This window comes from Roseomonas sp. TS2 (genome assembly GCF_058833935.1).
Genome location: NZ_JCACVY010000075.1, coordinates 1 through 19,289, shown reverse-complemented (window position 1 = coordinate 19,289; position 19,289 = coordinate 1). Strand labels below are relative to the sequence as shown.

Annotated in this window: 33 protein-coding genes, 1 pseudogene and 1 riboswitch; of the genes and pseudogenes, 17 read left to right on the top strand and 17 right to left on the bottom strand. The window is 66.9% G+C overall.

Annotated elements, in window-relative coordinates; all coding sequences use genetic code 11:
- The 3 genes from ACZJYS_RS13390 to ACZJYS_RS13380 form a co-directional block, all read right to left on the bottom strand.
- On the bottom strand, positions 1–300 hold a 300-nt coding region (locus ACZJYS_RS13390), incomplete at its 3' end, for a Y-family DNA polymerase (protein WP_493178856.1).
- Positions 301–307: 7 nt separating this feature from the next.
- Entirely contained in the window at positions 308–688 is a 381-nt protein-coding gene (locus ACZJYS_RS13385; RefSeq protein WP_493178855.1) for a LexA family protein, read from the bottom strand.
- A 14-nt stretch (positions 689–702) separates the two neighbouring features.
- Positions 703–1,038 carry a hypothetical protein gene (locus tag ACZJYS_RS13380; protein ID WP_493178853.1) on the bottom strand — a complete coding sequence of 112 codons (336 nt, stop codon included), beginning with the start codon at positions 1,036–1,038 and terminating at the stop codon, positions 703–705.
- A 407-nt stretch (positions 1,039–1,445) separates the two neighbouring features.
- Between ACZJYS_RS13380 and ACZJYS_RS13375 the strand changes: the two are divergent.
- Positions 1,446–2,203 (top strand): annotated as a pseudogene (locus ACZJYS_RS13375) (IS5 family transposase).
- 79 nt (positions 2,204–2,282) lie between these two features.
- On the opposite strand, the gene thiC reads toward ACZJYS_RS13375, so the two are convergent.
- Positions 2,283–4,112, bottom strand: coding sequence for a phosphomethylpyrimidine synthase ThiC (thiC, locus tag ACZJYS_RS13370; protein ID WP_493178851.1), 1,830 nt, complete (start codon positions 4,110–4,112; stop codon positions 2,283–2,285).
- Here thiC and ACZJYS_RS13365 point away from each other — a divergent pair.
- Complete coding sequence (locus tag ACZJYS_RS13365) at positions 4,015–4,212, top strand: hypothetical protein (protein WP_493178858.1); 198 nt, start codon at positions 4,015–4,017, stop codon at positions 4,210–4,212. The two genes, thiC and ACZJYS_RS13365, sit on opposite strands and share 98 nt — an antisense overlap.
- Before the next feature lie 3 nt (positions 4,213–4,215).
- Positions 4,216–4,333: riboswitch (TPP riboswitch) on the bottom strand.
- Positions 4,334–4,714: 381 nt separating this feature from the next.
- On the opposite strand, the gene ACZJYS_RS13360 is transcribed toward ACZJYS_RS13365, so the two are convergent.
- Together ACZJYS_RS13360 and ACZJYS_RS13355 are read right to left on the bottom strand one after the other, a co-directional pair.
- Entirely contained in the window at positions 4,715–5,269 is a 555-nt protein-coding gene (locus ACZJYS_RS13360) for a chlorite dismutase family protein (RefSeq protein ID WP_493178849.1), read from the bottom strand.
- Between the two features lie 255 nt (positions 5,270–5,524).
- Entirely contained in the window at positions 5,525–6,241 is a 717-nt protein-coding gene (locus ACZJYS_RS13355) for a hypothetical protein (RefSeq protein ID WP_493178847.1), read from the bottom strand.
- Between the two features lie 306 nt (positions 6,242–6,547).
- On the opposite strand from ACZJYS_RS13355, the gene ACZJYS_RS13350 reads away from it, so the two are divergent.
- The gene (locus ACZJYS_RS13350; protein WP_493178845.1) at positions 6,548–7,174 is read left to right on the top strand and encodes an AAA family ATPase; all 627 of its coding nucleotides are present in this window, start codon (positions 6,548–6,550) and stop codon (positions 7,172–7,174) included.
- Between the two features lie 20 nt (positions 7,175–7,194).
- Positions 7,195–7,464: a hypothetical protein gene (locus ACZJYS_RS13345; protein ID WP_493178844.1), complete on the top strand. Its 270-nt coding sequence runs from the start codon at positions 7,195–7,197 to the stop codon at positions 7,462–7,464.
- 61 nt (positions 7,465–7,525) lie between these two features.
- Here the strand turns inward: ACZJYS_RS13345 and ACZJYS_RS13340 are convergent, their stop codons facing one another.
- The 11 genes from ACZJYS_RS13340 to ACZJYS_RS13290 form a co-directional block, all read right to left on the bottom strand.
- Positions 7,526–7,741 (bottom strand): hypothetical protein, encoded by a 216-nt coding sequence (locus ACZJYS_RS13340; RefSeq protein WP_493178842.1) that lies wholly within the window; start codon positions 7,739–7,741, stop codon positions 7,526–7,528.
- 123 nt (positions 7,742–7,864) lie between these two features.
- Entirely contained in the window at positions 7,865–8,440 is a 576-nt protein-coding gene (locus ACZJYS_RS13335) for a hypothetical protein (RefSeq protein WP_493178840.1), read from the bottom strand.
- 68 nt (positions 8,441–8,508) lie between these two features.
- The gene (locus ACZJYS_RS13330) at positions 8,509–8,706 is read right to left on the bottom strand and encodes a hypothetical protein (RefSeq protein ID WP_493178837.1); all 198 of its coding nucleotides are present in this window, start codon (positions 8,704–8,706) and stop codon (positions 8,509–8,511) included.
- Positions 8,703–8,912, bottom strand: a complete 210-nt coding sequence (locus ACZJYS_RS13325; protein WP_493178835.1) for a hypothetical protein — start codon at positions 8,910–8,912, stop codon at positions 8,703–8,705. The genes ACZJYS_RS13330 and ACZJYS_RS13325 overlap by 4 nt, the downstream gene beginning before the upstream one ends.
- A gap of 10 nt (positions 8,913–8,922) precedes the next feature.
- Positions 8,923–9,423 carry a hypothetical protein gene (locus tag ACZJYS_RS13320; RefSeq protein WP_493178833.1) on the bottom strand — a complete coding sequence of 167 codons (501 nt, stop codon included), beginning with the start codon at positions 9,421–9,423 and terminating at the stop codon, positions 8,923–8,925.
- On the bottom strand, positions 9,420–9,638 hold the full coding sequence (locus ACZJYS_RS13315; protein WP_493178831.1) for a hypothetical protein: 219 nt from the start codon (positions 9,636–9,638) through the stop codon (positions 9,420–9,422). Before ACZJYS_RS13315 ends, ACZJYS_RS13320 begins: the two co-directional genes overlap by 4 nt.
- Positions 9,622–9,837 (bottom strand): hypothetical protein, encoded by a 216-nt coding sequence (locus ACZJYS_RS13310; protein ID WP_493178829.1) that lies wholly within the window; start codon positions 9,835–9,837, stop codon positions 9,622–9,624. Before ACZJYS_RS13310 ends, ACZJYS_RS13315 begins: the two co-directional genes overlap by 17 nt.
- Complete coding sequence (locus tag ACZJYS_RS13305; protein WP_493178827.1) at positions 9,834–10,358, bottom strand: hypothetical protein; 525 nt, start codon at positions 10,356–10,358, stop codon at positions 9,834–9,836. The genes ACZJYS_RS13310 and ACZJYS_RS13305 overlap by 4 nt, the downstream gene beginning before the upstream one ends.
- Positions 10,355–10,771 (bottom strand): MarR family winged helix-turn-helix transcriptional regulator, encoded by a 417-nt coding sequence (locus tag ACZJYS_RS13300; RefSeq protein ID WP_493178825.1) that lies wholly within the window; start codon positions 10,769–10,771, stop codon positions 10,355–10,357. Before ACZJYS_RS13300 ends, ACZJYS_RS13305 begins: the two co-directional genes overlap by 4 nt.
- Positions 10,768–11,049 carry a hypothetical protein gene (locus tag ACZJYS_RS13295; protein ID WP_493178823.1) on the bottom strand — a complete coding sequence of 94 codons (282 nt, stop codon included), beginning with the start codon at positions 11,047–11,049 and terminating at the stop codon, positions 10,768–10,770. The genes ACZJYS_RS13300 and ACZJYS_RS13295 overlap by 4 nt, the downstream gene beginning before the upstream one ends.
- An 89-nt stretch (positions 11,050–11,138) precedes the next feature.
- On the bottom strand, positions 11,139–11,516 hold the full coding sequence (locus ACZJYS_RS13290; protein WP_493178821.1) for a helix-turn-helix domain-containing protein: 378 nt from the start codon (positions 11,514–11,516) through the stop codon (positions 11,139–11,141).
- A gap of 84 nt (positions 11,517–11,600) precedes the next feature.
- Between ACZJYS_RS13290 and ACZJYS_RS13285 the strand changes: the two genes are divergently transcribed.
- From ACZJYS_RS13285 to ACZJYS_RS13225, 13 genes are all read left to right on the top strand, one after another.
- The gene (locus ACZJYS_RS13285) at positions 11,601–11,807 is read left to right on the top strand and encodes a helix-turn-helix domain-containing protein (RefSeq protein ID WP_493178819.1); all 207 of its coding nucleotides are present in this window, start codon (positions 11,601–11,603) and stop codon (positions 11,805–11,807) included.
- Between the two features lie 573 nt (positions 11,808–12,380).
- A complete protein-coding gene (locus ACZJYS_RS13280; RefSeq protein WP_493178817.1) occupies positions 12,381–12,872 on the top strand; it encodes a phage regulatory CII family protein in 492 nt (163 codons plus the stop codon).
- Between the two features lie 230 nt (positions 12,873–13,102).
- On the top strand, positions 13,103–13,591 hold the full coding sequence (locus ACZJYS_RS13275; protein ID WP_493178815.1) for a hypothetical protein: 489 nt from the start codon (positions 13,103–13,105) through the stop codon (positions 13,589–13,591).
- Positions 13,588–13,851, top strand: a complete 264-nt coding sequence (locus ACZJYS_RS13270) for a hypothetical protein (RefSeq protein WP_493178812.1) — start codon at positions 13,588–13,590, stop codon at positions 13,849–13,851. Before ACZJYS_RS13275 ends, ACZJYS_RS13270 begins: the two co-directional genes overlap by 4 nt.
- Positions 13,848–14,186, top strand: a complete 339-nt coding sequence (locus tag ACZJYS_RS13265; protein ID WP_493178810.1) for a helix-turn-helix domain-containing protein — start codon at positions 13,848–13,850, stop codon at positions 14,184–14,186. The genes ACZJYS_RS13270 and ACZJYS_RS13265 overlap by 4 nt, the downstream gene beginning before the upstream one ends.
- On the top strand, positions 14,183–15,217 hold the full coding sequence (locus ACZJYS_RS13260; protein ID WP_493178807.1) for a helix-turn-helix domain-containing protein: 1,035 nt from the start codon (positions 14,183–14,185) through the stop codon (positions 15,215–15,217). The genes ACZJYS_RS13265 and ACZJYS_RS13260 overlap by 4 nt, the downstream gene beginning before the upstream one ends.
- 108 nt (positions 15,218–15,325) lie before the next feature.
- Complete coding sequence (locus tag ACZJYS_RS13255) at positions 15,326–16,183, top strand: hypothetical protein (protein WP_493178804.1); 858 nt, start codon at positions 15,326–15,328, stop codon at positions 16,181–16,183.
- Between the two features lie 133 nt (positions 16,184–16,316).
- The gene (locus ACZJYS_RS13250; RefSeq protein WP_493178801.1) at positions 16,317–16,700 is read left to right on the top strand and encodes a hypothetical protein; all 384 of its coding nucleotides are present in this window, start codon (positions 16,317–16,319) and stop codon (positions 16,698–16,700) included.
- Positions 16,697–16,900 carry a hypothetical protein gene (locus ACZJYS_RS13245; protein WP_493178799.1) on the top strand — a complete coding sequence of 68 codons (204 nt, stop codon included), beginning with the start codon at positions 16,697–16,699 and terminating at the stop codon, positions 16,898–16,900. The genes ACZJYS_RS13250 and ACZJYS_RS13245 overlap by 4 nt, the downstream gene beginning before the upstream one ends.
- Positions 16,901–16,957: 57 nt before the next feature.
- On the top strand, positions 16,958–17,680 hold the full coding sequence (locus tag ACZJYS_RS13240; protein ID WP_493178797.1) for a recombinase family protein: 723 nt from the start codon (positions 16,958–16,960) through the stop codon (positions 17,678–17,680).
- The gene (locus ACZJYS_RS13235; protein ID WP_493178796.1) at positions 17,661–18,050 is read left to right on the top strand and encodes a hypothetical protein; all 390 of its coding nucleotides are present in this window, start codon (positions 17,661–17,663) and stop codon (positions 18,048–18,050) included. The genes ACZJYS_RS13240 and ACZJYS_RS13235 overlap by 20 nt, the downstream gene beginning before the upstream one ends.
- Complete coding sequence (locus ACZJYS_RS13230; protein ID WP_493178794.1) at positions 18,050–18,358, top strand: hypothetical protein; 309 nt, start codon at positions 18,050–18,052, stop codon at positions 18,356–18,358. The genes ACZJYS_RS13235 and ACZJYS_RS13230 overlap by 1 nt, the downstream gene beginning before the upstream one ends.
- A gap of 89 nt (positions 18,359–18,447) precedes the next feature.
- On the top strand, positions 18,448–19,170 hold the full coding sequence (locus ACZJYS_RS13225; RefSeq protein WP_493178792.1) for a hypothetical protein: 723 nt from the start codon (positions 18,448–18,450) through the stop codon (positions 19,168–19,170).
- The last annotated feature ends 119 nt before the right edge of the window (positions 19,171–19,289 follow it).

Here is a 19,289-nt window from a genome sequence, read left to right as displayed (position 1 = left end):
CGGTTCGACCCGCGGCACCCGCTCGGCCAGCACCTGGTACACGCGCCGGCTCATGTCGCCATAGAGCGCGTAGTTGCTGCTCATCCACCGCACCGGTCGCAGCTCGGCGCGGCCGCGCACCAGGTGCCAGGGCTCGCCCATCTTGATGCCGAGCGCCTTGGCTTCCGGGGTGCGGGCGATGGCGCAGCCATCGTTGTTGCTGAGCACGACCACCGGCACCTGCCGCAGCGCCGGGTCGAAGGCGCGCTCGGCCGAGCAGTAGAAGCTGTTGCCGTCGATCAGCCCATAGGTGGCCGGCATGGCAGGGTCACACCCGCTCGCGCACCAGGGCGGCCACCACCGCCCAGAGCTGGGTATCCTCCGTCACCGGCGTCGGCGGTCGGTCGCGCCGGCCGGGCTTGAGGAACCATTGGCCCTGCTTGAAGGCGAGCTGCGCCACCAGCACCTCGCCGCCCACCATGATGATGGCGACGGCGCCGTGGCGCGGCTCGGCCGCGGTGTCGGTGATCAGGATGTCGCCGGGCAGGATGCCACGCTCGACCAGCGCCTCGCCCAGCACGCGCACCGGAAAGCGATGCGGGCGGCGCAGGTCGAGGATCTGCGACAGGTCGATAGGGCCTTCGAGGTGGTCGGAGGCGGGGGAGACAAAGCCGGTGGTCTCGGCCCCGGTGTAGCCTTCCCGGGCCATGGCAGCCGCTCCGCTTAGGGGGCTGCGGCAGCGGCGAGGACGTCGCGCGCGGCCATGAGGGAGGCGATGGCGGCATCCGCCTGGCGCTGCGCGATCTGGTCGCTGCGGTCGAGTTCCGCCGCAGCCTCGCGCACGGCTTCCACGCCCTCGGTCAGCTGCTGCGCCATCTCGCCGAGCTGCTCGCTGATCTCGATGCGATCCCCTGCCCCGCTCAGCAGCGCGGCGACCATGGCTTCTGCTTCGCGCCGCACGCGGTCAGGCGGCACGGCGCGGCCGACCATGTCGGCGATGCGCTGCAGGGGCTGGGGGCGTGCCGGTGATGCTGGGGGAGGCGCTGCTCGGCGGGCCATAGGGGGGAAGCTCCATGGTCGGGATGACGAAGCGCGCACCGGCACGCCCGTGGCTACGCTACACGCCGAACAAATCAAGAACAAGCCCTATGGTTCCAAACCGTGTCGACTATTGTCGGCCGATGCTACCGCCAACCGTGATTCCTCCAGGTGCCAAGGTGATCAGCCTGCCTGGCCCCTAGAGCAGGGTTGGACCGCCGGCGAGTACCGCGGTGCCACTTTGTGCTGGTAGGGCGCACACAACCGTCGCGATGTCGGTGGATCACTGGATCGAATACCAACCGCTGCCGAAATCCTACCTGTGGCCCTCCCAAAGGGAAGCAAGGTCTTAGGGTCCGTTGACATCCAGGATTCCTGTCACCGCCAAGCTGTGATTCAACCCCGCCTTTGGTGAGGGTGGCGGCAGGATGGATCAGGGTCGGTTTGGGGTGCGCGATGCGGTCTGGGAGAAGATCGCGCCGCTTCTGCCGGGCAAGGCCTCCGATAGCGGTGTGACTGCAAAGGACAACCGGCTGTTCCTGGAAGCGGTGCTGTGGCGGGTGCGCACGGGTCTGCCTTGGCGCGACCTGCCGGAAGGGTTCGGAAAGTGAAACAGCGTGTTTCAGCGCTTCCGCCGCTGGGTACGGGCCGAGGTCTTCGACCGCATCTTCGAGCGCGTGTCCGACGAGCCAGACTTCGAGTACGCCCTAATTGATGGCACCATCGTCACCGCCCACCAGAAGGCGAGCGGCGCAAGGGGGGGACCCAAAATCAGGCCATTCGCCGCTCGCGTGGTGGCCTGACGACCAAGATCGTCGCCCTTGTCGATGCACTCGGCAATCTGGTGCGTTTCGTCCTGCTGCCGGGTCAGCGCCACGATACGATCGGTGTGCCGCCCTTGATCGAAGGCATCGCCTTCGGTGCCCTGCTCGGTGACAGGGCCTTTGACATCGACTGGCTCCGAGCCGAACTCGACACCCGGGGCGCCGTCGCCGTGATCCCGCCAAAAGCCAACCGCAAGGCTCACTTCGGCTTCGACCGTGAGATCTACCGCTGGAGGCACCTTATCGAGAACCTTTTCGCCAAGCTGAAGGAGTTCCGCGCCATTGCTACCCGCTACGACAAGACCGACACCAGCTTCCGCGCCAGCATCAATCTCGCTGCCGCCATCATAGCCTCACGATGAGCGGTAAAGACCGTTGCTGCGTCAAATGAAGCAGGTGGCGGGGAAGAGCAAGCGGCCGGCCCTTCCCCGTCGGAGCACCCTACCGCGCCTCCCCCAGCGGCACGTAGAGCTTGCCGCCCTCCCGGAACTTCTGCGCCATGGCTTCCATTCCTTCCTTCTGCGCCTCGGCGCGGATGTCGTGGCTGATGCGCATGGAGCAGAATTTCGGGCCGCACATGGAGCAGAAATGCGCGGTCTTGTGCGCCTCCTTCGGCAGCGTCTCATCGTGGAAGGATCGCGCTGTGTCGGGGTCGAGGGAGAGGTTGAACTGGTCCTCCCAGCGGAACTCGAAGCGCGCGCGGGACAGGGCATCGTCGCGCAGCCTTGCGGCTGGGTGGCCCTTGGCGAGGTCCGCCGCATGGGCCGCGATGCGGTAGGTGATGACGCCGGTCTTCACATCGTTCCGGTCCGGCAGGCCGAGATGCTCCTTCGGCGTGACGTAGCAGAGCATGGCGCAGCCGAACCAGCCGATCATGGCCGCGCCGATGCCCGAAGTGATGTGATCGTAGCCAGGGGCGATGTCGGTCGTCAGCGGCCCGAGGGTGTAGAAGGGCGCCTCGCCGCAGGTGGCGAGCTGCTTGTCCATATTGGCCTTGATCTTGTGCATGGGCACATGGCCTGGGCCCTCGATCATCACCTGGCAATCCTTCGCCCACGCCACCTGCGTCAGTTCGCCCAGCGTCTCCAGTTCCGCGAATTGCGCCGCGTCGTTGGCATCGGCGATGGAGCCGGGGCGCAACCCATCGCCAAGGGAGAAGGAGACGTCATAGGCGCGGCAGATGTCGCAGATCTCCTCGAAATGCTCGTAGAGGAAGCTCTCACGGTGATGGTGCAGGCACCACTTGGCCATGATGGAGCCGCCGCGGGAGACAATGCCTGTCACGCGCCCAGCCGTCAGCGGCACGTGGCGCAGCCGCACGCCAGCATGGATGGTGAAATAGTCCACGCCCTGCTCGGCCTGCTCGATCAGCGTGTCGCGGAAGACCTCCCAGGTGAGGTCCTCGGCGATACCGCCGACCTTCTCCAGCGCCTGGTAGAGCGGGACGGTGCCGATGGGGATCGGAGCGTTGCGCAGGATCCAGTCGCGGATGTTGTGGATGTTGCGACCGGTCGAGAGGTCCATGACCGTGTCGGCGCCCCAGCGGACCGCCCAGACCATCTTCTCCACCTCCTCCGCCATGGAGGAAGTGAGGGCGGAATTGCCGATATTGGCGTTGATCTTCACCAGGAAGTTGCGGCCGATCGCCATCGGCTCCAGCTCCGGGTGGTTGATATTGGCGGGAATGATGGCGCGGCCGCGTGCCACCTCGTCCCGCACGAATTCCGCGGTGACATGGTCGGGGATGGCGGCACCGAAATCCTCGCCGTCGCGCTCCAAGGCCGCGCGAGCCTGGGCGCGGCCGAGGTTCTCGCGGATGGCGACGTATTCCATTTCCGGCGTGATGATGCCTGCGCGGGCATAGGCAAGCTGGGTGACCGCCTTGCTACCCTTGGCCCGCAGCGGACGATGACGGACAGGGAAGCTCGGAGTGAGGCGGTCGGGGGAGACGAAGCCGTTGTCCTCAGGCTTCACCTCCCGCCCGTCATAGGCCTCGACATCGCCGCGCGCCTCGGCCCAGGCCCGGCGGTGGCGGGGCAGGCCGCGCTCGATCGCGATCTCGGCGGCGGAGTCAGTATAAGGGCCGGAGGCGTCATAGACCGTTACCGGGGGCTCACCCGCGCTCGGGTGAAGGGCGATCTCCCGCATCGGAACGCGGAGTTCCGGGTACCGAATGCCCGGCTTGAAAACCTTGGTGGAGGCCGGCAGCGGGCCGGTCGTGACGGTCGGCACACCAGATTCCGGTGACCTGCTGGTGGTTTGGGTCGACATGCGCCAAAGCTCCTTCGCATCCGCTACGGAGACCCAGCGCTGGCACGGAATGATGGAGGATGCCCTGCCCACACAGGAGCGCGGGAAAGCCCCTTTTTGAGGAGCCACGGCAGCCGCACCGTCCCTACGCCAGCATGAACTGGATCAGGTTCAACGGGTCACTGCGCTGCCAATGGCGAGCAGTATCTCAGCCCCTTGTCGGGACCCCCCTGGTGACAACGGAAACTCGACCAGACGACACCGGATTGTCAACAGGCCCTAGTTCAGCATCTCGAAGCCATTCAATCACCCATGACGGATGAGGCGCGAACGCTTCTGGCTGTGTTCAGCTCGACGCAGGATGACCACGAAAGACATCTCGCCCAGATTGAGGAAGAAGTGCGGTCTGGCCGGCGTGACACCGACGGCAACTTACTGCCGCTCCGGCCTCAGTGAGACCTGGACCGCTTTCCACCCCATCCAGCAGTTGCCTCTGGCCAAGCGGGCTACTGCCGGGTCCGACCCGAAGCAGACATCTGCCGATTGGGGCTAGGGCTGCTCTGATCAGCGCCGACCGCAGCGTCAGCCCAAACTCAGCCATTCGATGGTAATGGGAGCCAGCCCTAAATGCGGCTCAGGCGGATATCCACCTCGCGGTCCACATAGGCCCATTCGGCAGTCTGCCGCAGCCGGCAGACCAGCTCCTCGAAATCCGCCGCGTGCTCCGGCGCGTATTCGAACCAAGTGAGGAAGTCGAAGGGCTCACCCAGCTCGCGGCTGTGGTGCAAGCGGCGGGCGATAGCCGGCAGGTATTCCAGGCCGATGCCGATATGCCGCGACTGCTCCTCCAGGATTGCCCGGCGCTCATCCTGTGCCAGCGCCCACCAGGCCTCGGTCTTACGGATGGGGATCAGCGCGGCGCGGGTTGCCTGCGGTCGCAGCAGCCCCTGCTGCATCGCGCCCAGCGCGTTCAACTCCGCTCGATTGGTGTAACGCAGATTGCTGGTCACGCCGCGCAGTGCCCAGGCTGCCTCCGGCAGCGGTGCGGTCCCGGCGCCTTCCAGCACGGCCAGCCGGGCAGTCATGGGCAGCGTCTCGCCGATGACAGGGCTGACGCGATCGACCTGCCACATGCCCGTGGCACCGGCAACGAAGGTGACGAGAAGCGATGGTGGCATGAAGCGTGCCTAGTGCCACTGCTTGCTGGGCGTCAAGCAGTAACAGGCAGTGCCATGCGGACCCGACAGCGATCCTGCTCAACGAAAGGTTTTTTAAGAACCGTCCCTAAGCGATGACGCACCGACCACAACGAGGGCAGAAGTCTACCATGCTATGTCTGCTGTCTACCCATCTGCGGCATCCGCTGGCCTCGTTGCTGCACGCTAACCTCTGATTATCGCGCACGGCCACGGGCCTCCGCGATCCCGCCGCAATCAGCACAGCCTCATTGCCCCTTTGTCCGCTGACCAGGCGGCGCTGACCATCAGGCTGGAGAACTGCTCCCCTGCCCGGCCCCTTTGAATCTGAGAGGCGTTTAATGGGCGAACGGCATTTCGCACCCCACGACGCGCCAGGGCACTGAGGGCCTGCACCCGCCGCATCCAGGCCTCGCGCCAGCCGGTGCTGGGCGTGGGCGCACGGCGCTCGTCCTGACGGGCCTGCACCGCCTCCGGCGACGGAAGCACCGCCTCCAGCAGCTCCAGCACCACCACGCCGCGCTGGGCGTCGTAGCGGTGCTCCAGGTACCCGGCGGCGCGCAGCTGGTGGTAGGCGTACTGCACCGCGCGGCGTGTGTAGCCGAGCTGGGTCGCCAGCGAGGCGGTCAGAGTGACCAGGCGTCCCGCTTGGTCGGCCAGCGAGCGCACCAGCAGCAGCACCGAGAGCGCACAGCCGCGTAGATGGGTCACCGGGTCCAGGCTGATGTGCGGCACGTAACGGCCCGTCGAGCGCGGCTCACGCGGGGTGCTGCGCGGCCGCGGCGCCTGCGGCTCCCGGCGAGCATCCCAGCGGGCATGCAGTGCATACAGCGCCGGCAGGGTGTCAGCGATGTCCAAACCGCCGGCGAGGTACTCCTCGGCCAAGCGCTTCTGGTGCAGCTCGCGCGGTGTGCCAGCCACAAGGCTGGCCACGCGCGTCATCAGGTCAGGCATGGCTTCTGCCAGCCCGCAGGACGCAGGTTCCCCAATTCCGCAAGCTCACGCTTGCGAAGTTGGCGGCCCAGGCCTACCTTCAGAGTGCAACGTCTGGTCTAGGTGGCTTCGGCCGCTTTGACTGGAAGAGGGGGTCGGTTCTGCTTCGGCGGTGCCGGCCCTTTCTATTTCTGGCTCAGCGGGATTGCTCAGCCTGGACAGCATGGCCTGCGAATCTCGGAAGCGCAATATCCTGCTTAAACCCTCTTATCGGCTACATATGTACCATGGTACATTGCTACGTAGCACGATACGGAGGTATGTGAGATGCATGTTATAACGATGGCTTCAAGGAAAGGTGGCGCGGGTAAAACTACCATATCCTGTCACCTTGCAGTCGAGGCTGTAAGATGCGGACATGGCCCCGTAGCCATCATCGATACAGATGAGATGGCGGGGCTGAAGAAGTGGTGGGAGGCTCGGACCGCCGAGACCCCGGTGCTGGTAGCCATCGAGAGCGACCTGACCGCTACCCTGGCGGCGCTTCGCAAGCAGGGCTTCAAGCTGGTCATCATCGACACACCCCCCGCATTGACCCAGACCGCGACCGATGCCGTCATCAATGCCGACCTGGTGCTGGTACCGGTGCAGCCGAGCCCTGACGATCTGAGGGCTGTGGGTGGCACCGTGTCGCTGACCAAGACAGCCAAGCGCAACATGGTCTTCGTGCTCAACCGGGTGAAGCCCCGGGTGAGGCTGACCACGGAAGCGGCCATCACCCTCAGCCAGTACGGCGCCATCGCGCCGACCACTATCGGCGACCGCACCGACTATGCCGGCGCCAAGACGGCCGGGTTGACTGCGCCGGAGGTTGACCCGACCGGCCCGGCGGCCGGTGAGGTGGCGGCTCTATGGGCCTACGTGGATGGTGTGCTGGGGGTTAGCCGGTCATGAAGAAGCAGCCGTACCGTCCAATGACGGACATCGACATCATGGAGGGTGCGCCCGCGCCGAGTGTCTCGGAGGCGCCTCCGGCTGCGCCAGAGGCTGCTCCAGTCCTGCCGGTTCCGGCAGCCCAGCCCGAGGATGATGCGGCTCCTCCGCCAGAAGCGAGGAAGCAGATGAATTATCGAGCCAAGATCAGCACTGCGGAGCGCCTGCGCGTGATCAGTTTCCGCCAGAGGCGACCGGTGCAGGAGCTGATAGACGAGGCCGTAATGCTGTGGCTCTCTGGCCAGAAGTAGAAAATTCCGGGAGGGCAGGGTTGTTCCTGCCCTCCATTTCGGAGCCCATATTCCGAACATTCTAACCCTGTTCAGCTAAGGCTTTCAATTCCTGCCAGCTGATAGTGTAGCCTTGTGGCGCTGTGATCTCAAAGCTTTCGTCGCTTTGCATCAGTCCCTGCACCAGTTCCCATGCTGCCAATGCAGTGCCCTTCCGGACCGACTTCTTGCCGTTGATCGACAAATACGCCTTCGACCAGAACGTGATTACGTAGGTACCTTTCAGCTGCTCGTTCATGTGAGAACCTTCCATAGGCCTAGAGCGCAAGGGCGGCCCACGCTGGTATCAGCCACCATGTCGCTTGATTGAAGCCTTGATCTACTCGCCGGATGAAGCCGTGCAAACCACTCGGTTGACGATTCATGCCGCTTCCTGCACGGCATCGATATTCCCCCGCACCGTCCGGAACGTTAGAGCTACCACTTCGGGATTGATCAGCCATCCGCGCTCGCCGTGCAGGTTCTCCCAGAGCTGCACAAAGCCGGCCCGGTAAGTCGGCGCATCACGCTCCCGGCTCATGTCCGGCTCGGCTCCTTCTGCATGAGCGTCTTCCTCGGTGATGTCGTGTAGGCGCTGTATGCGTACCTGCTCCACCATCAAGACAAAGCGCGACAGCGAGCGCGGCATGTGAATGGCCGGAAGCCGTGAGTTCTTCCAGGCCCACGGCGTATGCGGGAGCCAGCTTCCATCTGCCGGGTATCCCACCGCTTCGCCAATGGCCCGTTCCAGATTCTCTCGGACCCAGAGGCGGTCGCCCGGGCGCACCTTCACCCAGGGAGATGGCCTTCGCTTTGCCTGGTGCTCAGGCAATGGCCGCGCCTCCCGATCTGGCAAGGTCCAGTTGTCCGCGAATGCCAGGCGCCGCGTCTGTGTCTTCTGCCCAACCAGCAATGCTTTGATCATAGGCGGGCTGAACATGATGGGAATGTCGGTCATCGGCCGCACTCGCAGTCGCTACAGCCGGCGCAATTTCCATAGATCAGCATCAGGTTACGCCTCCCGCCTCACTGGGCATAGCTTACTGCATGGTTTGACCGGATGGTGTCGTGCAGTACCTGAAGGGCTTCAGCGGCTTGCAGGTACGCTGCCTGTGCTCGCTTCACCTCCCGGATTGAGATTGCAGCGATGCTGATATTCATCGCAAGGAGAGCGATCAGGACCGTATCGCGCAGGATGCGTGATCCCTTCGGCTGGCCTGTCATGGCAACTCCTCTCGCACGGCATGCGGCATGCCGGCTTCGGTGGTAGCGTACCGCGGCCCGTTGTCCTCCCACCGCGTGATGCGCAGCAGGCCCTGGCGCAGCAGCGGCACGGCTGCCTCATGGGTGCGGCGGTCGTCGCGCAGGACAACCTCGCCATGGCGGTAGTGATAGAGCAGGCGGCGCTGCTCGCGGGTGAGCACAGGCATCCTGCCCTCCTCAGAAAAGGGCCAGCTGGACCGGCCGGGGCGCCGCCAGCGGCGCGACGGGCAGCCGCACCGTAGGGGGTGGGGAGGGGGCGGCAATCTCCACATCGGGCTCCAAGACAACAGATGGCGCTGGTACAACCTCAGCCGGCGGAAGCGGCGCCGGCTGCATCATCCATGCCGGCGGCGGCGACAGGCCCAGCTCGCGCATCATCACGCGCGCCGCCGCGCGCACCGAGAGCGGCAGATCCTCGATGGCCAGATAGTAGCCGGTGCCGGCTCGCAGCGGGTCGCGCTGCACCAGGTGCTTCTGCGGGTGCACGATCTCATCCCAGCGCGCGTCGATGTCGCGGCAGATCTCGTCGTAGAGCGCATCCGAGATGAACGGGGCGTCACAGTGGTAGTAGGCGAAGCTGCTGGTCAGGTACCAGGACACGCAGGCATTCGGGCAGCGCTCGCGCACTGCCCGGTACATGCCGTCGCAGTTCGTGCGGCGCTCGATGGGCGGCATCATGGCTGGCGCTCCGATCTCAGGGGGCGCAGGCCCTTCAGCTTCCCCAGCTGCAGCGCCTCGTCGCGCACCAGCATGTCGAGCGCGTCCTCGGCCAGGAGCTGGCTGCCGGCCAGCTTGCCCCGCGCCCAGATCAGCACCGCCAGGCGCTGCTCGGCCTGGTCAATGGCGCGCTGCCGGCGCGGCGGCACCAGGCCCGCCTTACCGGCGCCGGTCATGCAGCGCCTCCTGCTGCTGGAGCTGCTGGCGGATCCAAGCGGCCACGCGCCGCTCGGCGGCAATCTCGGCCGCCGCGGCGGTATCCTGGCGGAAGCCGCCCAGGCGGCTCTCGCGGTAGTCGGCCAGCGCCTCGGTGCGCTCGGCGTGCCGGCGCACCTCCTGCAGGATCGGCGGCGGGGGAGTGGGCGCGTCGGTCACTGGCGCCTCCGCAGATCAGCCAGCAGCACATAGCGCTGGGTCAGCCCCATCACCCGCAACACGGCAGGTGTGGGGTGCTTATGGCCGCCGGTCACGTCCGTGATCTGCGAGCGCGTCAGCGGCCGCTGGCCGGGCGCTGCACGCGATTCCGCGTACAGCGTCGCGCTGCCGGCGGCGGCCACATCCCGCTTGAGCATGTTACGGACGTCGAAGACGTCGAGCAGCGCCGGACCTGGCCGAGCCGCGTCTTCCCATTCCCAGGTCTGCGACAGGCCGGAATCCATGCCCGGCAGCACGTCGCCGGCGGGCATCAGGCGCCCCTCGGCCGCCAGTTGCAGGGCCAGAACCGCCTCACTGGCCACGGGGGCGTCGGCGCGCACCAGATGCCAGCCGGTGCTGTGGCATTTGGAGAGCAGGTCGCCCGCGCGGAGATGCGCGAGCAGCTCGGCCGTATCGGCAATGGGGGAGGGGGCGAGTGCCGCTTCTGCGGCTGGCCGCAAAAGTCCACGCACGGCGGTCATGCTTCGTCGGGGGTGGAGAGCTGGTAGGCCAGCGCGCGCACCGCCCCGCGGCCCGTGCTCGTCAGCGCCAGCAGTACGCTGCGGCGGTCGCGCAGATCCGGCTTCCGCTCAACCAGCGCCGCCTCGCTCAGCACGTCGACCGCCCGGCAGATGGCAGGCTTGGAGAGGCGGAGGGCGTTGGCCAAGCCCCGCACCGTGTGAGGCCCCTCCATCGTGGCCAGGTGAAGCAGCAGGGCCAGTTGACGCTGCGTCATGTCGGTCGGAAGCGGCGAGGCCTCGCGCACCAGCAGCGCGACGGTGCGGGCGAGCGTCGCTAGCGACAGCGCTTGCCGAGGCACGGTGTGCACGGGCGTATCGGGGTGCGGAGCGAGGACAGGCGGGAAGACGATCTGGAGCGGCGTGAGCGCGTTCATGCCGCCTCTCCCAGCAGGAACAGCACGTCTTCCAGGCGGCGGGCATGCGCGCGGTTTGCCTCGGCCATCTCCTGCATGGCCTGAGCCTCTTGCGCGAGCGCGGCGGCGCGGTTCGCGGCGGCCTCAGCCTGGATGCGGATGTAGGTGAGCGCGTCGCGCAGGGTCGGCGCGGCAGGGCGCAGCAGGTCGGTAGGGATGCTCCCGGTCAGCGCAGGAAGGGGCACGACAGGGGCGCCGGCTGTTGAGCCGGCAAAAGGCGTTAGGGGCTGGGCAGCCACAACATCGATTCCTCACCAAAGGGCAAGGAAACCTTAGCTGCGCTAAGTTTCTTGGGGCAACAAAAAACTTAACGCCGCTAAGTGATCTGCTAGTTTTTTCGCTTGCGATTAGCCAGGCCAGCCAACATGGCCATGACAGTCTCCTGCTCTGCCATTGGAAGGCTCCGCAGCAGAGTCAGAGCCTCCAGCTCAGTCTTGGTTTGCGCGCGAGCAACCTCGTCAGGGTCTCCGCCTGTCAGCAGGTACTCGACAGAAGTCTCCAACTCTAAAGCTATCTGCTCCAAGCGCGTGTTCCTCGGCAGGCTTCTACCGGTCTCGAACTGGGCAATCGCCCCTGGGGTGACATTAAGCCTAGCAGCAAGATCAGCTTGTGTGTATCCCTTTTGTTCTCTCTTTTCGCGGAGCCGTTTTCCAACCGCGATAGCCTTAGGAGTGGGGATTCTTACCGGAGCATGCGCTTTAGCCATGTAAGTTTGATGGCATGCCAGGAGGCGCGAAGCCGCTTTAGTTTCTATTGCCGTCTCTCCTTAGCGGCGTTAAGCGTATTGGGTATGCGCGAACTCGAATCGATCCTCTTTACCAGGCGTGGCGGCGTGAAGGCCGTATCGGAGCGGGCTGGCATCAGCCCTGCAGCCGTTTCGCAATGGAAGAAGAACGGCATTCCGCTGAAGCGCCGGCGGTTAGTGGCTGAGGTGCTTGGTGTGCCTCTACCTGATGGGGAGAATTCGGATTCATTGCCTGCGCCGGAGGCGGCGTGATGCGCAAGCCGGGCAATCCATCTGCTTGGGATATTCTCCACTGGCTTCAGCGCACACACAGGGCGGCTCCCCTAATTCCAATGCGAGCCTGGTGGTCCAGGATTCTGCATTCACAGGGGATGTGGCGGCTCGTCCAACAATGCGAGCCCCTGGCCGATCGTCTCTGGTGGTGTTGGGTCAGGCACCGGCTACGCAACAGGAGGCCCCCTCTCGAGCGTTGAGCAACAGTGACATGAAACGGGTTTGCGCTGGGCGGGCTGCGAAAAGCCGCTTGCCTCATCGATAGGTCTTGGCCTGCGCCATGGCCGGGCAATAGCCAGCGCAATGGCAGCCAGGACGATGGTCGCACCCAGGAACAGGTCTCCCACTGTTGCCGCATCGAGGTCCATCCGCCCTTTCCTGCGCAGCCCCTGCGCGGAGCTCTAGCCCCTAGATCTGCCAGAAGGCCGATATGCCCCGCCCCCGCCCGACGCATCCAGGGCCAAGCTGCGCCCGCCGCCACAACCCTACCGGGCAAGAGCCTTTCACTGTTCTCGCTGGAAGCTGGAGCATAGCCAATCGGAGCTGCTCCGCATGCTGATGTCGCAGCCTCTTTCCACCAGTGAGTTGGCGCTGAAGACGCTGACCCGTGTCCTGATCGAGCGCGTGGGCGGGCTCGAAGCCGCGGCGTCTTGCACGCGCGTGAAGCGGTCTGTGCTGAGCGGTTATCAGAACCCGCACCAGCCGCATTTCATGCCACTCGATGTGCTGGCACGGCTGGAGGAAGTCGCACGCGCAGCGCCCATCACCGAGGAGCTGGCGCGCCGCGCCGGTTACGCGCTGACGCAGCCATCTGCTGCCGGCCATGAAAGCGTGCCGCAGCTCGTGGCGAGGCTGGGGCAGGAGACAGCCGAGCTGCACCAAGCGTTTGCTGAGGGCATCGCCGATGGCGAGCTGTGCCCGATGGACGAGGCCGCATTGGAGCTGGAAGCCTCGCATGTGCTGCGCAAGGCCACGCGACTTCTGGCGGCCCTGCAAGCCAAACGGGCCAAGCGCATTGAGCGCGAAATCTCGGGGGCCGCATGAGTGCCCCCCTACAGATCTCACCGGGGGTCCCCCGCCCCTATGGTGAGCGGCAGCCTGCCGTCGACGGCCTACCGGGTGGGGTCGGCGGCGGGCGCCTGAAACGCGAGCGGCGCGCCGCGCGGCAGGATCCGCATGAGTGGTTCCGTACGCCGCCGGCCGCCACGGCCGCGCTGCTGGCGCGCGAGACGTTCCCGGGCCCAATCTGGGAGTGCGCGGCCGGAGATGGCGCCATGGCGCGTGTGCTGATCGCGACCGGCTACGAGACGCACAGCACGGACCTGGTTGACCGCGGCTGGGGCAGGGGTGGCGTGGATTTCCTGCGTGAGCGGCAGATGCAGGGCGGCAGCGCCAGCATCGTCACCAATCCGCCCTACAGCCTGGCTGCGCCATTCCTGCTGCATGCGCAGGCGCTGGGTGCGCAGCGGGTGGCCCTGCTGTTGCGCCTCGCCTTCCTGGAAGGGATGCGCAGGCACCGGACGCTGTTTCGCGTCCGGCCTCCGAACCGGATCTGGGTGTTCTCGTCGCGCCTGACGATGTGGCGCGGCGATGATCCGAATGCCCGAGAGACGGGCGGCGCCACTCCCTATGCCTGGATGGTGTGGGATGCAGCGCCGCCGGCCGATGGGCCTCGCCTCGGATGGATTGCGGAAACCACAGATGAAGCGCCGCGGCTGCAACCGCCGGCGCTTCCGATCAACTCCATGGATGCCGGGACATGACTACAGATCGCGACCCCCAAGGCCAAGATCAGGGCATTCAGCCTCGCATCACACTCGGGCGAGTGCGGCTGATCGATCATCGCCTGCTGGCACTCCTCGTCAGCCTCTCCGACCTATCGGCCGACGATCCCAACCATGTGGCCTCCCTGGAGGAGATCGCTGAGTTGAGCTGCATGCCGGCACCTGCAGTCTGCAAGCGGGTGGCGCTGCTGGCGGAGGCCGGCTTCGTGTCCCTGCAGGTGACGGAAGCCAGTCTATGAGCACGGCAGCATTGAGCTGGGCTTTCCAGCAGCACCAGATCCCCCCTGTTCCGCGCTTCTTGCTGGCGGCCCTGGCCTACACTGCCGATGAATGCGGCAGCCGATCTTGCTGGGCCAGTATCGAGGATCTGGCGAAGCGCACTGCCTTCTCGGAGGCTACTGTGCAGAAAGCCCTTAACGATCTGCAGCAACGGGAGGCCTTGCTTCCCGATCCAGCCTTCCTGGTGTTGCTGACAGCGTTGGGCCATATCTTTGCACCCGAGATCAGCCCCCGCTACGCCCTGCTTACAGCAGGCGGCTCTTTGTCATCGCAGACAAAGGAAGTCGCCCTATGAGCATTTCGGCAATGAGCTGGGCCTTTCAGCAGACCCACATCCCGTCCACACCGCGCTTCGTGCTGGTGGCCATGGCCGACTTCGCAGATGAGGCCGGCAGCTGCTGGCCCAGCGTGGAATCCCTGATGGCACGGACCGGCTACTCGGAACGCGCCGTGCGCAAGGCGCTGCGTGCACTCGAGGAGCTGGGCGCGGTGGTGACGAAGCGCCGCACCAAGCTGACGAGCCGCTACTACCTGCAGCTTGGTCCTTCCCGCCCCGCCAAGGGGGCACGTGGTGCCCCCTTGGCTGTTCCGGCTCGGGAAATTGAAGAAGCCCCTGTTGCTAACAACGAAGTTGACGAATTGGCGGAGGAAGAAGCCCTCAAGGGGGCACGTGGTGCCCCTTCGATCAAGGGGGCACGTGGTGCCGTTCAAGGGGGCACCTCGTGCCGTTCAAAGGGGCACCACGTGCCCCCGAACCGTCATAGAACCACCATAGAACCATCAGGGGGGGCGCGCGCGCGAGGCGCGCGGCCGACCCCCCTCCCCGAAAACTGGGTTCCATCGGAGGAGGATCGGGAAGTAGCCCAGGCTGCCGGGCTGGATCCCGACCAGGTGCTGGCCCGCTTCCGGCTGCACTTCCGCGCCAAGGGCACCCGCTGCGCCGATTGGTCCGCCCGCTGGCAGCTGTGGTGCGCCGAGGATGCGCGCCCCGTGGATGCCGCGGCGCCGTTGCCGCAGAGCGCTCCCGCCTCACCCGCCCCCGTCGCGCCGGCCCCCTGCCTCGTCCCCGAGGCGGCCGAGGGGTGGGCGCAGGTGCATGCGCGGATGCAGGTCGACGAGGGCCCGACTGCCTACCGCTCCTGGCTGCAGGACATGACCCTCGCCCGGCTTGAGCGGGGGGTGGCCGAGATCCGGCTGCGCAGCCGCTTCGTCCGCGACCATGTCCGCCAGAACCATGGCCATCGGCTGGTCCGCCTGTGCCGCGAAAGCGGCCTGGAGGTGGACATCGTGGAGTGGGTCGCCGCCCCTCAGGAGGCCGCCGCATGAACCCGCAGCTTCCGGTTGCATCCCGTGCAATTCCACTTACTTGCGATCACGGTCCCGTGATAGTTCTTCACCTTGGCGCCGGTCGGGGGTCCGCCGCCAGAGGTCCGCGTGTCGCATCTGCCTATTGCCCTGCCGCCCTTCGCGCAGGGATCTTCGCCCGCCTCGGCGGGCCGCGTCCGGCGCACCAACCGCGCCAACGGTCAGTTCCCGCCGCGCCGCTGGGCGCGGCTGGTCAGTCGGGTCTGGGCCAGGGTGCAGGCCGAGCTGGTCGCGGAAGCGGCGCAGCTCGCCATCGAGGCACCGACCGCCACGCCGGCACCTGTCCTGCCGACCGAGCACCGGCGGCCCATCGCTGTGGAGCCGGAGGTGGCTGACCCCTGCCGGGCGCAGCGCATGCGCGAGCGGGCAGGGGGGCTGGTGGCCCAGGAACTGGCCGCCCAGCGCCAGGAGGCGAAGCGGGCGGAGACTGCCCGCGTTGCTGTGCTGGGTGCCCATGACCGCCGTGCCGCGCAGGAGCGCGCGGCAGAGCGGGCTGGCATCCTGCAGAGCGACCGAGGCGCGGATGGGCTGGCCATGCAGCAGCGACCCAGTGTCAGTGAGGAAGGAGGCGCGCGGGTGGTGGTCGACCACGATCCGCTTCTGGTGTTGAAGCTGACCGAGCGCCAGGCGGAGGCTGCCGGCTGGCTGCGCCAATATTGGCACGATGCCCTGCCGGGCCTGAGCAGGCCCAAGGGCTGGGGCAGCGGTGGGCGCGCGGCTGGGCAGGAGTTGACGGGCGACCAGGAGCGTGCCGCCGCGACAGCCTGGAAGCTCTACCTGGCCTGGATGGAGCTGATTCGGCGCGACTGCGGCGACCAGGCAGAAGCTGCGGTGCGGGCCCTGGTGATCCAGTGGGAGCCACACCCCTCCGCAGTCTTGGTGCCCCAAGCTCTTGAATATCTCGCTGCCAATATGGGCATCGCGTGACCGCTTGACATTAGATCACGGAAATGCGAGGTCAAAACCCTTCCCGCCATAGTTGCGCCCGGAGCCCTGAGGGGGTCCGGGTTTTTTATTGGCTGCGCGCCAAGCCGCGCCTCTCTCCTCTGAAAGCCGTTCCATGAACCTCACCGACGCGCCCAAGGGCGTGGATGGGGGCGCGCGGCCGTTCCTCACTGTCGAAGATGCCTGGCACTGGACAATGGCCGCGCTGGTCGCGCGTCGGGATGGTGCCAACCTGCATCTCCAGCTCGGACGAACCGCGCGCCCCTGTGAGCCGGATGACGTGGTGAAATGCCTCGACCGCCTCTACCGCCAGCGCCGCATCGATCTGGTGCACGCGCGGGTGTTGCGGATCTGGGGCGAACGCCAGGTGGCGCCTGATCCGCGCCGCGATTTCGGCGAGGCGCGGATCTGGGGTGAGGCCATGCAGCGCCTGGCCGGGCCGCTGCGAGCAAAAGGCATCGTCGCGCCCGACCTGCTGCCGGCGGCGTGTCCCGCATGAGCACCCCTTACGCCTGCATCTGCCCCGCGCGGCATGACCAGCCCGACCGGATCTGCGGCGTGAACCACCCGCGCTGCGCGGCGCTGCGTCTCTCCGGCATGTGGCCGCTGGCCGATGACGCGCCGCCAGCGCCGGCGGCACCGATGCCCCGCGAAATGGGCGCGGCTGTAACAACGCCGCATACGCCCGTCTGCGGTTGAAACAGCGCCAGGATGCCCCGTCCACGGCTCAGAGCGGCCGCTGGCGCCGCCAGCGCCGTGCCCCTCTTCGTCGCCTACTACCGCGTTTCGACCGATCAGCAGGGCCGTAGCGGCCTAGGATTGGAGGCGCAGAAGGCGGCCGTAGCCTCCTTCATGGCCAATCAGGCCCCTGGCCGGCTCATCGCCGAGTACGAGGAGGTCGAGAGTGGCAAGCGCAATGACAGGCCGCAGTTGGCGGCCGCGCTTGCCGCCTGCCGCGCCCGCCGCGCAACACTGGTCATCGCCAAAATCGACCGCTTGGCCCGCAACGCCCGCTTCCTCCTCTCCGTGGTGGAAGGGTCGGGCGACGCCGGCGTGGCATTTTGTGATTTGCCCCAGGTCCCGCCCGGCCCCACCGGCAAGTTCCTGCTCACCCTGCTGGCCGCCGTCGCGGAGCTGGAGGCGGGGCTGATCAGCCAGCGCACCAAGGCGGCGCTCGCCGCCGCCAAGGCACGCGGTGTGAAGCTCGGAAGCCGAAAGATCGTGAGCGGCATCGACACGGCAACGGCCCGCGCCGGCCGCGCTGCGCAGACTGCACGCGCCGCCGCGTACTGCGGAGACGCGCTGCCCTACGTGCTGGCGGCCCGCAAGGCGGGCGCGAGCAGCCTCCGGCAGATCGCCGAGGCCCTGACGGCGCGCGGCGTGCGCCCGCCCTCCGGTGGAGAGGTGTGGCACGCGGCACAGGTGCGCCGGATCCTCCTCACCCACAAGGACACCCCCGATGGCCCGCAAGCCGGCTGATCCCGCCGCCCCCGCCAAAGCCCGCACGCGCAAGCCCGCGCCGGATGCGCCGGCCGCCGCGGCCGTCCAGCCGAGCACCACCAACTACCCGGTGCTGAAGGACAAGAAGCTCGCCGCCCTGGTCGAGGAGTACGCGCTTGGCGCGCCCGAGAAGAACCGACTGGAGAAGCGGCTGAAGGAGCTGAAGCCGGTGCTGCTGGAGGCCATGGGCGACAACCCCGTGGTGCTGGTCGGCAAGCACATGCTCATCAAGGCCGACTTCGCCGGCATCCCCGCCACGCCGGGGCCGGTCATCACCAAGGAGATGGTCGGCCAGCGCCTGCCGGGTAAGGCCGGGCAGGGCGCCTACTCCACGCTGACGGTGCGCTGATGTCGGCCGCGGCGCAGCCTCGCCCGCCGGCGCTTCTGGTCGCGGGCAGCCTCGGCCTCGCCGAACGGGCGGCGGTGAGCAGCTGGGGCTGGCACCGCTTCGCGCAGGGCCGCTACCGGACGCCGGATGGCGAGGAAGTGCAGGCAGTGCCGGACGAGAGCCAGACCGGCTTCCTCGGCCGCCCGCCCGGCACCCGCTGCTATCTGGGACCGGGCTGGCACCGGCGAGCGGACATCCGCACGGTCAACCACCTGCTCCACTCCGGAGCCCTGGTCGAGGCGGACCCGCCCAACAGCGCGGGGCGGTGATGGACGACATCCTCCATGGCCTGCTGCTGCTCGGCGCTTGTGGCTTCGTGCTGATGCTGCTGGCGGCCGCTGGCCTGATCGGCTGAGCCATGTTCGACATCAACGCCGATCTGCGTCCGCTGACCCGTCAGCTAAGCGCTGCCGCGCAATTCCAGGTGCCGTTCGCTACGGCCCTGGCCCTGACCCGCACAGCGCAGGCCGGGCAGCGGGCGGTGAAGAAGGAGCTCCCTCGGCTCTTCGACCGCCCGACCCCCTTCACCAGGAACAGCACCTACGTGGTGCCGGCGACGAAGAACGACCTGAAGGCGTCGGTGGATCTCCGCCACTTCGCCAGCAAGAGTTCGGCCGCCAGCCGCTACCTCGGTCCCAGCATCTTCGGCGGGAGCCGCCGGGCGAAGCGGTCGGAGCAGAACTTCCGAGATGCGGGTGTCCTGCCCGCTGGCAAGTTCATCATTCCCGCATCCGGGGCCGAGCTCGACGCCTACGGCAACATCAAGCGCGGCCAGATGGTGAAGGTGCTCTCGGCGCTGAACGCGCTGGGCGATCAGAGCCAGAGGGGCCGCCGCGGCCGCGGCAAGCGCCGCGACGAGCACTACTTCGCGGTCCTGCCCGGCAGCACACGCGGTGGCCTGAAGCCCGCCATCTACCAGCGCACCGAGAGCGGGGTGATGCCCGTCTACGCCTTCGGCTCCCAGCCGACCTACGAGGCTGTCTTCGACTTCGAGGGCATCGTCCAGGCGGTGGTGGAGCGAAACCTGCAACGCGAATTCCGGCACGCGCTCCGCTTCGCGCTCGCCACAGCACGGAAGTGACCATGCTCCCTGACGACCAGATCGAGATCCTTGGCCGGAACATCACGCCTCTCCATAGCGCCTGCATGGAGCGTATCCGGGTGCCAGGTGGCTGGCTCTACGTCACCACAATCGTGGCC

What these genes read in the sequence shown, in the direction of transcription:
- ACZJYS_RS13385 (WP_493178855.1), bottom strand. Translation starts at nt 688, where the DNA reads ATGGCCCGGGAAGGCTACACCGGGGCCGAGACCACCGGCTTTGTCTCC.
- ACZJYS_RS13380 (WP_493178853.1), bottom strand. Translation starts at nt 1,038, where the DNA reads ATGGCCCGCCGAGCAGCGCCTCCCCCAGCATCACCGGCACGCCCCCAG.
- ACZJYS_RS13365 (WP_493178858.1), top strand. Translation starts at nt 4,015, where the DNA reads ATGCCCGGCTTGAAAACCTTGGTGGAGGCCGGCAGCGGGCCGGTCGTG.
- thiC (WP_493178851.1), bottom strand. Translation starts at nt 4,112, where the DNA reads ATGTCGACCCAAACCACCAGCAGGTCACCGGAATCTGGTGTGCCGACC.
- ACZJYS_RS13360 (WP_493178849.1), bottom strand. Translation starts at nt 5,269, where the DNA reads ATGCCACCATCGCTTCTCGTCACCTTCGTTGCCGGTGCCACGGGCATG.
- ACZJYS_RS13355 (WP_493178847.1), bottom strand. Translation starts at nt 6,241, where the DNA reads ATGCCTGACCTGATGACGCGCGTGGCCAGCCTTGTGGCTGGCACACCG.
- ACZJYS_RS13350 (WP_493178845.1), top strand. Translation starts at nt 6,548, where the DNA reads ATGCATGTTATAACGATGGCTTCAAGGAAAGGTGGCGCGGGTAAAACT.
- ACZJYS_RS13345 (WP_493178844.1), top strand. Translation starts at nt 7,195, where the DNA reads ATGACGGACATCGACATCATGGAGGGTGCGCCCGCGCCGAGTGTCTCG.
- ACZJYS_RS13340 (WP_493178842.1), bottom strand. Translation starts at nt 7,741, where the DNA reads ATGAACGAGCAGCTGAAAGGTACCTACGTAATCACGTTCTGGTCGAAG.
- ACZJYS_RS13335 (WP_493178840.1), bottom strand. Translation starts at nt 8,440, where the DNA reads ATGACCGACATTCCCATCATGTTCAGCCCGCCTATGATCAAAGCATTG.
- ACZJYS_RS13330 (WP_493178837.1), bottom strand. Translation starts at nt 8,706, where the DNA reads ATGACAGGCCAGCCGAAGGGATCACGCATCCTGCGCGATACGGTCCTG.
- ACZJYS_RS13325 (WP_493178835.1), bottom strand. Translation starts at nt 8,912, where the DNA reads ATGCCTGTGCTCACCCGCGAGCAGCGCCGCCTGCTCTATCACTACCGC.
- ACZJYS_RS13320 (WP_493178833.1), bottom strand. Translation starts at nt 9,423, where the DNA reads ATGATGCCGCCCATCGAGCGCCGCACGAACTGCGACGGCATGTACCGG.
- ACZJYS_RS13315 (WP_493178831.1), bottom strand. Translation starts at nt 9,638, where the DNA reads ATGACCGGCGCCGGTAAGGCGGGCCTGGTGCCGCCGCGCCGGCAGCGC.
- ACZJYS_RS13305 (WP_493178827.1), bottom strand. Translation starts at nt 10,358, where the DNA reads ATGACCGCCGTGCGTGGACTTTTGCGGCCAGCCGCAGAAGCGGCACTC.
- ACZJYS_RS13300 (WP_493178825.1), bottom strand. Translation starts at nt 10,771, where the DNA reads ATGAACGCGCTCACGCCGCTCCAGATCGTCTTCCCGCCTGTCCTCGCT.
- ACZJYS_RS13290 (WP_493178821.1), bottom strand. Translation starts at nt 11,516, where the DNA reads ATGGCTAAAGCGCATGCTCCGGTAAGAATCCCCACTCCTAAGGCTATC.
- ACZJYS_RS13285 (WP_493178819.1), top strand. Translation starts at nt 11,601, where the DNA reads ATGCGCGAACTCGAATCGATCCTCTTTACCAGGCGTGGCGGCGTGAAG.
- ACZJYS_RS13280 (WP_493178817.1), top strand. Translation starts at nt 12,381, where the DNA reads ATGCTGATGTCGCAGCCTCTTTCCACCAGTGAGTTGGCGCTGAAGACG.
- ACZJYS_RS13275 (WP_493178815.1), top strand. Translation starts at nt 13,103, where the DNA reads ATGGCGCGTGTGCTGATCGCGACCGGCTACGAGACGCACAGCACGGAC.
- ACZJYS_RS13270 (WP_493178812.1), top strand. Translation starts at nt 13,588, where the DNA reads ATGACTACAGATCGCGACCCCCAAGGCCAAGATCAGGGCATTCAGCCT.
- ACZJYS_RS13265 (WP_493178810.1), top strand. Translation starts at nt 13,848, where the DNA reads ATGAGCACGGCAGCATTGAGCTGGGCTTTCCAGCAGCACCAGATCCCC.
- ACZJYS_RS13260 (WP_493178807.1), top strand. Translation starts at nt 14,183, where the DNA reads ATGAGCATTTCGGCAATGAGCTGGGCCTTTCAGCAGACCCACATCCCG.
- ACZJYS_RS13250 (WP_493178801.1), top strand. Translation starts at nt 16,317, where the DNA reads ATGAACCTCACCGACGCGCCCAAGGGCGTGGATGGGGGCGCGCGGCCG.
- ACZJYS_RS13245 (WP_493178799.1), top strand. Translation starts at nt 16,697, where the DNA reads ATGAGCACCCCTTACGCCTGCATCTGCCCCGCGCGGCATGACCAGCCC.
- ACZJYS_RS13235 (WP_493178796.1), top strand. Translation starts at nt 17,661, where the DNA reads ATGGCCCGCAAGCCGGCTGATCCCGCCGCCCCCGCCAAAGCCCGCACG.
- ACZJYS_RS13230 (WP_493178794.1), top strand. Translation starts at nt 18,050, where the DNA reads ATGTCGGCCGCGGCGCAGCCTCGCCCGCCGGCGCTTCTGGTCGCGGGC.
- ACZJYS_RS13225 (WP_493178792.1), top strand. Translation starts at nt 18,448, where the DNA reads ATGTTCGACATCAACGCCGATCTGCGTCCGCTGACCCGTCAGCTAAGC.